Below are 11,919 nucleotides of genomic sequence, written 5' to 3' on the forward strand. Positions count from 1 at the left end.
ACACGTTACTTACCGCCCTCTCAGCGGTGGGACGCGGTCGTGGTGGGTGGCGGCCTGGCCGGTCTGGCCTGTACGCGCGATCTGTGTGCGCGGGGGCTGCGGGTACGACTGCTGGAGGCCGGGGACCGGGTCGGCGGCCGGATGCGCAGCGACCGGGTGGAGGGCTGTGTGGTGGACCGGGGGTTCCAGGTGTTCAACACCGCGTATCCGCAGGTGCGTGCCCGTGTGCCGCTGCGAGAGCTGCGGCTGCGGCCGTTCACACCCGGGGTGCTGGTGCACGACGGCGGCCGGCGGCTGCGGTTCGCCGACCCGACGCGCGCACCGAGACAGGCACTGCGTGGTGCGGTCGGCGGGCTGGCCGGGCCCCGCGATCTGGCGGCCCTGGCCTCGCTGACCGGCTTCGACGCGCTGGCCCCGGCGGCTCTGGTTCGGCGGCCACGCGACACGTCCACACGGCGGGCGCTGGCGGCGGCGGGCTTCAGCGAGGGGTTCGTGGAACGGTTCTTCCGTCCGTTCCTGTCGGGCGTGTTCCTGGAGGAGGACCTGGCGACCTCCAGCCGGTTCTTCCACCTGGTGTGGCGGAGCATGGCGCGCGGCACGATCTGTCTCCCCGCGGCGGGTGTGGGTGCCGTACCCGAGTCGCTGGCGTCCGCACTGCCTCCGGGGACGGTCGCGCTGGAATCGCCGGTGACGGCGTTGACCGAGGAGGGCGTGCTGGACTCTGACGGCCGATCGGTGCCCGCGCGAGCGGTGGTCGTCGCCACGGACGCAGCCACGGCGGCCCGGCTGGAGCCCGGGTTGACCGTGCCGCCGCACCGCACGGTGACCACCTACTACCACCTCGCGTCCCGCTCACCGCTGCGCGAACCGACCCTCCTCACGGACACGCGACGACGCTTCACCAACAGCGTCGTACTGAGCGAGGTCCACACCGGCTACGCGCCGCGCGGGTACGCGCTGATCGCCACTTCCGTGCTCGGCGACGACAGCGAGGGACGGGAAAGGGCGACGCGCAACGCGCTCGCCGAGTGCTATGGGACCGACACGGCGGACTGGGGCCTGCTCACCGTCCGGACGGTGGCCGGAGCGCTGCCGGCCATGGAACCGGGTCTGCCCCTCAGCCGCCGTACCCGGACGGCCGCCGGGCGCTACGTCTGCGGTGACCACCGGGCCACCGGCTCGGTGCAGGGTGCGCTCGCTTCAGGGGCGCGCGCCGCCCGGGAGGTGGCCGCCGACCTGGGCTGAACCGGCCGGTCCGTGCACCGGGTTCACGGCGTCTGCTTGTCCCAGCGCCGGTCGGCGGCGAGCACCTCGTCCAGGTTGCCGAGCCTGTCCAGGCCCTGCACGGCCCGGGCGGTGCGCTGGTTGGCGGCGAGCAGGTCGCGATGGCGGTGGGCGAAGGACCAGTATCCGGTGGTGAAAGGACAGGCCCGTTCCCCCGCGCGGTCGCCGGGGCGGTAGGCGCAGCCGTCGCAGAGGTCGCTCATACGGTGGATGTAGGCGCCGCCCGACGTGTACGGCTTGGTCGTCATGCGACCGCCGTCGGCGTACTGGGACATGCCGGTGACGTTGGGCAGCATCACCCAGTCGTAGCCGTCGACGAAGCAGCGGTGGAACCAGTCGGTGACCTGGCTCGGCTCCCAGCCCCGCTGGAGGGCGTGACTGCCGAGGATCATCAGGCGCGGGATGTGGTGGGTCCATCCCGTGTCCCGCACCTGGGCGAGGACCGTGGCGAGACAGCGGGCCGTGACCGCGTCGGAGTCGAGTTCGAGGAACCATTCGGGCAGCGCGGTGTGATGCCCCAGTCCGTTCTCGTGCCGGTAGTCCTCGCCGAAGTACCAGTACAGCTGCCACACGTACTCACGCCATCCGGCTACCTGCCGGACGAATCCCTCGACGCTGTTGACAGGAGCCCGGCCGGCACGCCAGGCCTCCTCCGCGGCGGCGACCGTCTCCCACGGGTCGAGAAGGCCGAGGTTGAGCGACGCGGAGAGCAGGCTGTGGCTCATCACCGGGTCGGCGGCGAGCATGGCGTCCTCGTGCGGGCCGAACCCGGCCAGCCGATGGTCGACGAACCGGCGGAGCGCCGCACGAGCCTCCCCTGGGGTGGCGGGAAAGAGGCGGGGTCCGTCGCGGCCGACGAAACGGATGCCGTCCTCGCGCTCCCAGCGGTCGAGGTCGGCGCGCACCTCGGCGTCGATGTCGTCCTCGCGGGGGCGGTAGGGCGCGGGAGCGCCCAGGGTGCGCACACCACGAGGGGGGCGTTCCCGGTTGGCCTCATCGTGGTTCCATCGCCCGCCGGCCGGACTGCCGCCGTCCATGAGCAGGCCCAGCGCCCGGCGCGCCCAGCGGTAGAAGTCCTCCTGCCGCAGCCTCCCGCCTCCGCCGTGCTCGTCGGCCCAGACACGGAAGGCGTCCTGAGGAACGAGAAAGCCCCGCGCGGGAAGCACCCGTACCTGTTCCAGGGAACGCACCAGTCCCAGAGCGGCGCGTGAGGTGGGGTGATGAACGGTCACCGGATTGTCGCCGACCGCCTCGCGCAGCCCTTCACGGTAGGTGTCGGCGCGGACATAGCTGACGCGGTCGCCGAGTTCGGCTGCCCGGTGGCGCATCGCGGAGAGCACCAGGTGGGCCTTGGCGCGGTGGAAGCGGCGGCGCCGGAACACCGAGCGGGCCTCGATCATCACCACCTTGCTGTCGCGAGCGGGACCGCCCTCTTCCGGCGCGAGGAAGTGCGGGCCCAACTGGTCGCCGAACAGCCAGTGCCAGTCGTTCATGGTCACTCCGTGAGGTGAGGGGCCGGCGCGGAGGTCCGGGCTCGTGCCGGTGTCACGCGGCTCCCGCAACCATCGCGGAGCCGCTGGGCACAGCAGCAACGTACGGGAGGCAGCGGAGTCGACTGGTACGGAAAGCGAGCCGATCAGCCGTTGGGCGTAATCGCGGGCACCGCACGAGCGCGGCCCCGGGGCGCTGCCACCGGGCGGCGGCATCGTGGCACGGCTCTGGTTCAGAAAGCAGCCGGGCACGTCGCCCGCCTGCCGGTCGAGGACGTAGCCGTTGCGCGCCCGGTTGGACAGCGCGTACGTGATGCGGCCGGCGGGATGGACCCGTCGCCTTCTCACTGCCGGCCGGGCCCAAGGTCTAAAAGGATGTCCCACGCCCAAGCGCGCGAGGTCCCGGAATCTTGGCGGCCCAACCAGGCGAACTCACACCAGGAGTGTTGGCCGGCCGGCCGTCTGCGCGTCAGTTCGGACGGACTGGCAGTGATCCGGACTTGACCTTGGAGCCGGGTTGAAAGTTGACCGGCGATGACAGGGAGACCCGTGCGCGACCTTCCGAGTACGCCGGAGTCAACTGCGTGAGCGTCGAGGGACGTTGGACGCAGGCTCCGTGACGGATCTCATCGCCTGTGCGTCGAGTTCGGTTCGTGGCGTGTCAGCGGCGCTGGTGAGGGTCGGCGGGGACGCGTCACGCTGAGCCGCTGATACTCCACGTGACCCATCCCCGCCGGCCGGCAAGCAGAAGGGCCTGCCGTAGGTCAGGCCGTCTTCTTGAAGACGAGCACTTCCGTGGACGCCACGCCCAGGGGAGCCAGGAAGTGGGCCTCAAGGGTGAGGCCGAGCGTCGCGAAGAGGTCCACGCACGTGCGTCGGGGCATGGCGGCCGGGAACGAGTCGTGACCCGTCCCGCCCTTCGTCGCCCAGACACGCATCGCCTCCGGGTCGAGGCAGGTCTCCGTCATGACGTCGAAGACGATCCGCCCGCCCGGCCGTGTGACGCGGGCCATTTCGAAGAAGTAGCGGCAGGTGCCGAGGAAGGTCAGGGTGTTGAAGACTTTGTGCGCCTGGACGAGGTCGACGCTGACGTCCGGTGTCGCGTCGAGACTGAATCCTGTCACCGGTTGAGCGACCACTCCGAAGGTGTTCACCAGGTAGGTGGCCCAGGGCTCCGCCGTCTCGTAGATCTCGTAGCGGGTCGGCGAGCACTCCTTCAGCGTCTTCTCCAGGTACCGCCCGGATCCGGGGCCGATCTCCAGCACCGAGTCCGGTACCGCGGCGAAGACGCCGAGGGTCCGTAGTTCGTCGACGGTGGACTGGGTGGCCCCCGGGGTCCCGTTCATGACCTCGTCGATGTAGTCGCCCACCGACAGACCGGCCGCTCGCGCTGCCCGCATCGTCGGCTCGAACGGTATGAAATCGTCGACACCGCCTTGAGGGATGGTGCTGCGCACGAGTTGGAACCCCGTGCGTTCCAGGAGCCGCTTCGCCCCGGACTTCGCCCTGCCTGCTGCCGTCATCGGTCCACTCCTTCCCGGGCCGCCAATGGCGCCCGGCCTTGCGCGGTGCACAACTCGTACGTACGCCTTGAGCGAGCGCCGGCGCGCTCGGCTGGGACCCGAGCAGCAACACGGCCTCGGACCTTCGGATGTGCTGTGGTGGACGGGCCGATGCGGCCCGCGGCGACGACGGGCACAATCGCTCGCGTCGCAAGTGACATGCGGTTCAAAGGACTTCCCCCTGCCACGGGACTCGCGCGGAGCCCGCGTGCCGGAATGGCGGACAGAACCGTCCCCGAGGAGGACGGGTGAGTACACCGGAAGCCGTACGGATGCCGCTGTGACGGATCAAGCGGCGGGGTACGGCAGGGGTAGGTGCGGCGGGCCGCGGCGGACCACTGCGCCGGCCAGCAGAGCTGATGACGAGGGAGCCCGCGTCGGTCCGGAGTCCACGCGCCCGGCGGCCGCGGACTCCGTTGCTTTGTATGCGATATGACCAGGAACCAGGAGCCTGCGCAGCAGTGCGCGCAACGCGCACCACTCCTTCCTGGCTGCGTACAGCACGCGGCGCACACTGTCGTCGAGTCCATGCAGCAGGACCGCGCAGAGCAGGGCCAGCAGGATGTGGCCGATCACCACGGGCCACCCAGCGAGGACAGAGGACGGCAGCGGTCCGTGGTCCCGGAATGCGACCGAGCTGTCGGCGAGGACGAACCAGTACCCGATGACGGCCTGGCAGCCGAACGCCAACAGCACTTGCGTACGGAGCGACTTGCCGCTGCCGGCACCGGGCAGTGCCACGACGAACAGGAAACAGGCCGCCAGCGCCTTCACGAGCCGAGACGGGTTCGATTCGAAGGCCAGGTCATGCACGATCACCGTGACCATGGTTCCGAGCAGGGAAAACATCCCTGCGCGGGCGACTGCCATCGTCGCCGCAGGTGGCACGTGGCCACGGCGGCCCACAGCGAAAACGCGCAATCTTCCCCCCTCCAACAATCAGACATCATGGGTCCTAGTACGCGACTTGTCACGTTTTCTGTCCTGTCGGCCCGGGTCTCGCCCTCTTTCAAGCGCGTCTCGACGACATCTGATCGCCCGGTTCGTCCAGGCGGTCGCCCTGGTCAACCATGACTTGCCCGGCGGCCTCCAGGACGAGTCCGGCAGGAAAGGGCCCACGATGCACCCCGCGACTGGTCGGGGAGGCGGAAGTGACGCGCACGTGACGCGGTCAGCTCATCCGCAGCAGGAGCAGCCGTGGGCGCAACCGCAGGAATCCTTTGCGCCGTCGGCCTCCTTCAGCGCCGTCAGGCCGGTGGGAGCGCAGCAGTTGTCGCCGTGCCATGCCTCGCGGCCCTCCTTGACCGCGACGGCGGCGATGACCAGGGCCGCGATCGGGTCGGCCCAGGTCCAGCCGAAGAGGGAGTTGGCGAGCAGGCCGACGAGGAGGACGGCCGACAGGTAGGTGCACAGCAGGGTCTGCCTGGAGTCGGCCACGGCGGAGGCGGAGCCCAGTTCGAGACCGGCACGGCGTTGGGCGGCGGACAGGAACGGCATGATCGCCAGGGAGAGGGCGGCCGGCACGATACCGGGCGTGGAGTGCCCGGCATCGCCGGTGCCGGTCAGGGCGCGGGCCCGTTCGCTGTTCGAAGGCGATCGGGCCGACCTGGCCGATCGCTGAATGCCTTCTCCTGGTGTTGTAGCGGGCGATCCAGCGGAAGACCGCGAGGCGGGCCTCGCGCACTCCTGGCCAGCGTTTCCGGCCTTGCAGGGTTTCCCGTTTCAGGGCCGCGTTGAAGCTCTCCGCGGCGGCGTCGTCCGCGCTCGTCCCGACCTCTCCGCGAGAACGGATCACGCGGAGTTCGCGACATGCCTTCGCGAAGTCCTTCGAGGCGTACTGGGCCCCGTTCTCGCTGTGGAAGACCGCACCGGCCAGGTCACCGCCGCGAGTGCGGGCGGCGGCGTCGAGCGCGTCGGTGACCAGCTCGGTGCGCATGTGATCGGCGACCGTCCAGCCCGCCAGGCGCTTCGAGTAGAGGTCCAACACCGTTGCCCGGTACGGGACTTGGCCGTAGCCGACGGGCAAGTAGGTGATGTCGCCGACATACTTGGTGTTCGGTTCGCCCGCGGTGAAGTCGCGCTGCAGCAGGTCGGGGACCTGGGCCGCGTCCGGCGCGGGCACCGTGGTGGTGACCTTCTCAGCCTCGCGTTCAGCCGCACCGCCGGAACCATCCCGATCATCTCCATCGCTCACGGCCCCGAAGTGATGGCGGCCGAGCGCAACACGAGGCCGTGCTCGAAGTCGCCGGCGCCAGCGCCGCGATCGTCACCCCGACCTCCGTCTTCGCCGACCGCATCGACCGCCTCACCGGGCGCCGGTTCACCGACCGCATCGCCATCATCCCGTGGGGCATCCGTCTGGCCGATGCCCATGTACGCGATCAGCCTTCCGCAGGGACCGGACCTCTGTCTCTGGTGCAAGCCGGTCGCCTGGACGACAACAAATCAACGATCATCGCCATCGAATCCCTCGTATTCACCGATCAGCCGCACCACTTGACCCTGATCGGCAAGTTCACCGCAGTGGCGATAACGGGACCGGTGTGAGCCGGCCCGGCGGTCGCTCACCCATGGCGAAGGGTGCGCTACGGCCGGTTGAGGGTGATGGAGTTGATCGGCGTGAGGTTCTCGTACCCCCAATCGTCCTGAAAGAGGATCTCAACGCAGTTGGTGCCGCCGTAGTTCTTGCACAGGCTGGCGGTGGCGTCACCGTACTGGTTGTTGAGGACCCAATGGTCCCCGTACTGGTTGCTCAGATTGTGGTAGCCGTAGCTGGAGTACTGGACCGTCGGGTGCGGGTCGTTGAAGGGTTCGACGCCCTCGCGCCAGATACACACGTTGCCGGACCTGCATCCGTACACCGTGGAGTCGCCGGCGGGCGCTGCCTGGGCGGCGCCGCTTATCGACACCACCGCCGTGGCCGCGGTCGCGAACGCGGCGGCGGCGCTCATCACCTTGCGCATGTTTCCCCCTGCTGGAGATTGCCTGCAGTCTCGGAGGCACCGGATCAATCCGGAGGACAGAGCAAGGCACGGTCAGCTCTGTCGACAGCCGCGTAGACCGCACGAATGGTGGCCACCACCATGGGCTCTTCCTCCCATGGCTGCCACCCTTTCGATGCTGATCGAAACGGTCACCTTCGACGCGTCCCGTGAGAGAACTCAGGGAAAGCCAACGTTGATGAAGTGAGGTTCCCCCGGTGTGCGGGAGGTGCTGATCAGCTGGTCAGGGCGGGTTGACGGGGTTTCAGGTTCGTTCGTTTGGCCGGTGCCTGGTCGGCGTAGTGCTTCTCCTCGAACTCGACTGGACTGAGGTAGCCGAGCCGTTTCTGGATGCGCCGGGGAGTTATAGAAGCCGTCGATGTACTCGAACAGCGCGAGGTTCACCTCGGCCCGGGTGGCGAAGACGCGCCCACGGATGCATTCGGTCCTGATGAGCATCCACAGTTCTCCGCGAGGGCGTTGTCGTACGAGTCCCCGGCTGAGCCCATGGACGCGTGAACTCCCGCCCGCACCAGGCGAGTTGTCAGCTTCACGGACGTGTACCGACAGCCGTGGTCGGCATGGTGGACGAGCGCGCCGGGCTCGACCTCGCGGGAGGCGAGGGCGTACTCGATGGTGGTCAGGACCAGGTCGGCGTCCGCCCGGGCGGAGGTCTCCCAGGCCACCACCCGGCGTGAGAACGCGTCCCGGATCGCCGACAGCCACAAGGGCCCCTCACCGGTTGCGATCATCGTGAGGTCGGTGACCCACAGCCGGTTCGGGGCGGGTGCGGTGAAGTCGCGCTCGACCAGGTCCGGGGCGAGCGTGGCCTTGAGATCGCGGCGTGTGAAAGCGCTTCGGCGGGGGCTGATGCCCGCGATGCCGGCCTCGCGCTGGAGCACGGCGTGCACGCGCGGCGAGCCGTAGATCCCGTCCGAGTCGGCGTGGATCTCCTTGATCTGCTCCGTGAGTCCCACGTCCCGGCGCCGGCGTTCGCACGGCTCGCGCTCGGCACGACGCCGGTGGTAGTACGTCGAGGAGGCAATGGACAGTTCCCGCAGTACGCACTCGACTCCCAGGTGCGGGTGCTCGTCGATGAGCGCCGTCACCTCGGCCGGGTCGGGGCGAGCTGCGCCGCGAAAACCGTCGAGGCCGTCCGCAGGACGTCGTTGGTCCGTTTGAGCTGGACGTTCTCCTTGCGCGGCGCGGCGAGTCGGCGCGTTCATCAGTGGTCAGCCGGTCATCCCGCTCGCCGGCGTCCGCCTCGGCCTGCCGGATCCAGCCCCACAGGGCCTCCGGATGCACGCCGAGATCGACAGCAAGCTTCTTGATCTGCGGCTTCGGGTCGGAGGCGGGGTACATCCGCACCGCACGCTCACGCAAACTCCAGCGAGTACTTTCAGGGAGCGGCCATGATCGATGTTCCTCTCATGAGAAGCATCTGCCCCTCTGTCAACACACCCCGCATCTCGGGGGAACCTCAGACCCCGCCCCCACCGCGATAGCCCGACCTGCCCCGCCGGCGCCCGAAGGACCCGTCAAAGAGGTCCCGCTCCCTGACGTGCCCGAGTTCGGGTTTCCGAGCGATGCAGGCGCGCAGCCCGCAATCATCAGGCAGACGAACAGCACGGACGATCTGGCACGGCGGGTGCAACGCAGGAAGCGCACTCCGCATACCGCCACTGCCCGTGAACCACTCGTTTGCGGGCAGGGACATGACGTTTCAGCACCGCATGGCCTCGACTACGACCGCTTCGTACCTGGCCTACGGCGCCCTCTGGCTCTGCCGATGTCGGAGCGGAGCGGGGCGGAGCGGGGCGGTTCTGACGGTGACCGCGTTCAGCCAGTGGGCATGGCCGGCTCGCGGTCCCTACCCAACTCCAGCCCGTTGAGCTGGCGTTCACGGCCGAGGTGGGCGGCGTACCGCCACACCGGTTTCACCACCTCCGGGTCCCCCTGAGACCGCGCTGAGACCGCGCTGAATGGAGGGTCGGTCACGCTCTGCGGCATGAAGACGACGGCCCCGCCAGGGGCAGCGGCCCGGAAGGGGATCACCATGAACGGCCTGCGACTTGTCCGTCTGCACGCGGCGGCCTTCGGGCGCTTCGCCGGGCTGGGCAGCGCGGTCACTCTGGCGGCCTCGGCGGCCCTGGTCCTGCTTTCGCAGGGGATCCCGTGGATGGCGGCGAACGCGCTGACTACCGTCGCCTCCACCGTGGTCGCCACCGAGTTGCACGCCCGCGTCTCGTTCGGTCACGGACGGCCCGGCCTTGCCGGGCACCTGAAGAGCGCGGCCACCATCGCCGCCGGCTGGCTGGTCACGTCCGCCGCGGTCGGCGCGCTGACCGTGCTCCGCCCCGGCGCCGGACTCGTCCTGCAGCAGACGGTGTACCTGTCGGCCACCGCACTCGTCGGAATCGGCCGCTACCTCGTACTGCGTCTGACGGTGTTCGCCCAGGGCGCCCCGCAGCGCCGGACCGGCGGCGAAATCCGGTCGCGTGCCGCCTACAACGCGGCGGCGTAGGCGGGCGAATTCCAGTGAGCGGCGCAACACGTGATCATTCCAGTGTTGCGACGAGCTTGCTGAGGAACTCGGCGGGTGTCTGTCAGCCGAGGATCTTGCGGGGGCGGTCGTTGAGCTCAGCGGCGACGCAGGCGAGATCTTCGGCACTGTGGATCGACAGGTCGGTGCCCCTTGGGAAGTACTGCCGCAGCAGGCTGTTGGTGTTGACGTTCGGGCCGCGCTGCCAGAGGCCGGCCGGCTCGCAGAAGCCGATCGGGATGTTGGTGCCGCGCGTGAACTCGTCGTGCCATCCCATTTCGCTGCCCTGATCCCAGGTCTGCGAGTGTGTCAACTCGGCCGACAGTCCGGTGAAGGCGTGCACGAGCGCGACGCGGACGTGCTCAGCTGGCCGCGCTCGGCCTGGAGTGGGCACAGGAGGACGGCCCGTGACGTGGACTGTGGAGGACGTGGCTTGGGCAGTGGTCCGGCGCCAGGGCGCGGGCTGAGCGACGCGCAGGTCGCGGACAGAGTCGCGGAAGCGGAACGGCGGGCGCGCGAGACCCGGTCACAGGCACGGTTCCGTCGCTTCCGGCCAGGGGCCGCCCTCGCCAACGCGGGGACGGCGGGCATCAGGGCCTGCGACGGGATCCGGCCCACCCCCGGACGACGGGAGCGGACCGGACCGCAGCAGCGCTTCGCGGGTCAGCGGACCGTTGTGACCCGGTGCTCCTTCAGCGCGGCGCAGTTGGAGCCCGTCACGTAGACGTACACGTTGTCGATGTGGCCACCCCAGTCGACGCAGTGGGCCTTGCCCTGGACATAGCCCGGTCCGGCGTACGACGTGTACGCGCCCTCGTCCTGGGCGTACTCATCGGTGTCGGACACGTAGATCCACGCGCCCATGTCGCGCGCGGCGCCGGGGTTGGTGCGGATGGTCGCGACGCAGTTCTTGCCGTTGGAAGCGTTGTAGGTCAGGTAGACGGTGCCCTGCGTGCCGACGGGCGCGGAATTGACGGTCTTGTAGTTGCTTCCACAGACCTTCTGCGCAGTGGTGTTCGGCGCTGCGGAGGCGGAGCCGGCCAGAACGGTCGTTGCGCCGACCGTCAGGGCCGCTATCGCGGCACCGGCGAGAACGGAATGACTGAATCTCATATTTCCCCCTTATGGCCTTAGGAGTGCCTTACTCCTGACAGGTCTGACACGTGCCGGCCCTACAGGGTTGTGACCCCGCACCCGCTCGATCCGGCCGACTTGACCGGGCAGACCGGGAACACGGCTGACTGGCCGTGACCTGGGCGGGCGGGGAGGTTGCGGCGGCGCCCGGGCCAGCCGTCCATGCACCGGGTCAGTCCGCGCCGTCACAGGTGCGGTCTTCGTCCGAGGAGATCGCAAGCCGGGAACGCCAGGCAACAGCCCGGGCAACCTGTGACCGCCCGCGCCCGACGCTCCGCCATCGCGGATCCGCCCGACCGCACGACGACGCGCGGACGTCGGCGCATTCTTGCCACAACCCCTCAGCGCACTATGCGTCGAAGGAGTTCATTCAAGTCTGGCTCAGCGATCTGAACTGTGATCCCCCGGGCCGCCCCAGGCAGCGAAGGGACGCTGTCGAGCCCACCTGGCCTTCAGCCGCGGAACAGTGCTGCTCCGTTCCCACGCGCCCGCGCCTGGCCAGCCAGCCCACGCAGGTGAGCGTCCACCCGCCGCCCGAAGGGGACTTGGACGCCGACCGTCAGCCGCCCTGCCGCTGAACGATCGCCCCCGGCCCGTGAAGGGCTCCCCGTCACCAAGGATCTCAAGGACGCGCCGTACCTGTCCCCACCGTCACCGAGCACGAGCTCGACGACACTCTCGCCGCCTCGCCGGTTCCGGCGGTGCTGTACGTCTACGCCGCCCGGTGTGGGCGCGTACTGGAACTCGACGACGACCAACCCGGGCAGGCTTGCAGAAAGCAGGCCCTCGGCTCCGTCCCGACGTTTCTTGTGCCCGTTGGAAGCGGTGGCGATGATGCAGCGCAACCTAGCGCCCTCGCTGGCCACGGCTCCCCTTGCCGCGCTGGTCGACTGTGCCACCGGCTACCGGCCGCCTGGTGCGCCCTC

At 69.4% G+C, this 11,919-nt stretch carries 10 protein-coding genes and 4 pseudogenes; 3 read left to right on the plus strand and 11 right to left on the minus strand.

Features of this window, described 5'->3' with window-relative positions; genetic code table 11:
• Window positions 1-39 precede the first annotated feature (39 nt).
• Complete coding sequence (locus tag JHN63_RS10870) at window positions 40-1,245, plus strand: NAD(P)/FAD-dependent oxidoreductase (RefSeq protein WP_200679171.1); 1,206 nt, start codon at window positions 40-42, stop codon at window positions 1,243-1,245.
• A 23-nt stretch (window positions 1,246-1,268) separates the two neighbouring features.
• Here JHN63_RS10870 and JHN63_RS10875 read toward each other — a convergent pair whose 3' ends face one another.
• From JHN63_RS10875 to JHN63_RS10895, 5 genes and pseudogenes are all read right to left on the minus strand, one after another.
• Window positions 1,269-2,777, minus strand: a complete 1,509-nt coding sequence (locus tag JHN63_RS10875) for a cryptochrome/photolyase family protein (protein ID WP_200679173.1) — start codon at window positions 2,775-2,777, stop codon at window positions 1,269-1,271.
• Window positions 2,778-3,538: 761 nt separating this feature from the next.
• Complete coding sequence (locus tag JHN63_RS10880) at window positions 3,539-4,297, minus strand: methyltransferase domain-containing protein (protein WP_200679175.1); 759 nt, start codon at window positions 4,295-4,297, stop codon at window positions 3,539-3,541.
• Window positions 4,298-4,624: 327 nt separating this feature from the next.
• The gene (locus tag JHN63_RS10885; RefSeq protein WP_200679177.1) at window positions 4,625-5,155 is read right to left on the minus strand and encodes a hypothetical protein; all 531 of its coding nucleotides are present in this window, start codon (window positions 5,153-5,155) and stop codon (window positions 4,625-4,627) included.
• Between the two features lie 357 nt (window positions 5,156-5,512).
• Window positions 5,513-5,917 (minus strand): annotated as a pseudogene (locus JHN63_RS10890) (cation transporter); the annotation flags it as partial.
• Window positions 5,913-6,530 (minus strand): annotated as a pseudogene (locus JHN63_RS10895) (IS3 family transposase); the annotation flags it as partial. The pseudogenes JHN63_RS10895 and JHN63_RS10890, both read right to left, overlap by 5 nt.
• Window positions 6,531-6,568: 38 nt before the next feature.
• Here JHN63_RS10895 and JHN63_RS10900 point away from each other — a divergent pair.
• The gene (locus JHN63_RS10900) at window positions 6,569-6,883 is read left to right on the plus strand and encodes a hypothetical protein (RefSeq protein WP_200679180.1); all 315 of its coding nucleotides are present in this window, start codon (window positions 6,569-6,571) and stop codon (window positions 6,881-6,883) included.
• Between the two features lie 38 nt (window positions 6,884-6,921).
• Here the strand turns inward: JHN63_RS10900 and JHN63_RS10905 are convergent, their stop codons facing one another.
• From JHN63_RS10905 to JHN63_RS54605, 4 genes and pseudogenes are all read right to left on the minus strand, one after another.
• The gene (locus tag JHN63_RS10905) at window positions 6,922-7,299 is read right to left on the minus strand and encodes a hypothetical protein (protein ID WP_200679182.1); all 378 of its coding nucleotides are present in this window, start codon (window positions 7,297-7,299) and stop codon (window positions 6,922-6,924) included.
• A gap of 198 nt (window positions 7,300-7,497) precedes the next feature.
• Window positions 7,498-7,776 carry an IS3 family transposase gene (locus JHN63_RS54600; RefSeq protein ID WP_200679184.1) on the minus strand — a complete coding sequence of 93 codons (279 nt, stop codon included), beginning with the start codon at window positions 7,774-7,776 and terminating at the stop codon, window positions 7,498-7,500.
• Complete coding sequence (locus tag JHN63_RS10915) at window positions 7,719-8,543, minus strand: IS3 family transposase (protein ID WP_234476431.1); 825 nt, start codon at window positions 8,541-8,543, stop codon at window positions 7,719-7,721. Before JHN63_RS10915 ends, JHN63_RS54600 begins: the two co-directional genes overlap by 58 nt.
• Window positions 8,521-8,700 (minus strand): annotated as a pseudogene (locus JHN63_RS54605) (transposase); the annotation flags it as partial. The pseudogene JHN63_RS54605 and the gene JHN63_RS10915, both read right to left, overlap by 23 nt.
• 625 nt (window positions 8,701-9,325) lie before the next feature.
• Between JHN63_RS54605 and JHN63_RS10925 the strand changes: the two are divergent.
• The gene (locus JHN63_RS10925; protein ID WP_234476432.1) at window positions 9,326-9,841 is read left to right on the plus strand and encodes a hypothetical protein; all 516 of its coding nucleotides are present in this window, start codon (window positions 9,326-9,328) and stop codon (window positions 9,839-9,841) included.
• Between the two features lie 82 nt (window positions 9,842-9,923).
• Here the strand turns inward: JHN63_RS10925 and JHN63_RS10930 are convergent.
• Window positions 9,924-10,226, minus strand: a pseudogene (locus tag JHN63_RS10930) (IS30 family transposase); the annotation flags it as partial.
• Window positions 10,227-10,522: 296 nt separating this feature from the next.
• On the minus strand, window positions 10,523-10,972 hold the full coding sequence (locus JHN63_RS10935) for a spore-associated protein (RefSeq protein WP_200679187.1): 450 nt from the start codon (window positions 10,970-10,972) through the stop codon (window positions 10,523-10,525).
• Window positions 10,973-11,919: the final 947 nt, after the last annotated feature.

Source organism: Streptomyces sp. MBT65, from assembly GCF_016612545.1.
GTDB lineage: Bacteria > Actinomycetota > Actinomycetes > Streptomycetales > Streptomycetaceae > Streptomyces.

Bases quoted from the DNA above. Each gene is read 5' to 3' on its own strand.
- JHN63_RS10875 (WP_200679173.1), bottom strand. From the start codon at position 2,777: ATGAACGACTGGCACTGGCTGTTCGGCGACCAGTTGGGCCCGCACTTC.
- JHN63_RS10880 (WP_200679175.1), bottom strand. From the start codon at position 4,297: ATGACGGCAGCAGGCAGGGCGAAGTCCGGGGCGAAGCGGCTCCTGGAA.
- JHN63_RS10905 (WP_200679182.1), bottom strand. From the start codon at position 7,299: ATGCGCAAGGTGATGAGCGCCGCCGCCGCGTTCGCGACCGCGGCCACG.
- JHN63_RS54600 (WP_200679184.1), bottom strand. From the start codon at position 7,776: ATGCTCATCAGGACCGAATGCATCCGTGGGCGCGTCTTCGCCACCCGG.
- JHN63_RS10915 (WP_234476431.1), bottom strand. From the start codon at position 8,543: ATGAACGCGCCGACTCGCCGCGCCGCGCAAGGAGAACGTCCAGCTCAA.
- JHN63_RS10925 (WP_234476432.1), top strand. From the start codon at position 9,326: ATGAAGACGACGGCCCCGCCAGGGGCAGCGGCCCGGAAGGGGATCACC.
- JHN63_RS10935 (WP_200679187.1), bottom strand. From the start codon at position 10,972: ATGAGATTCAGTCATTCCGTTCTCGCCGGTGCCGCGATAGCGGCCCTG.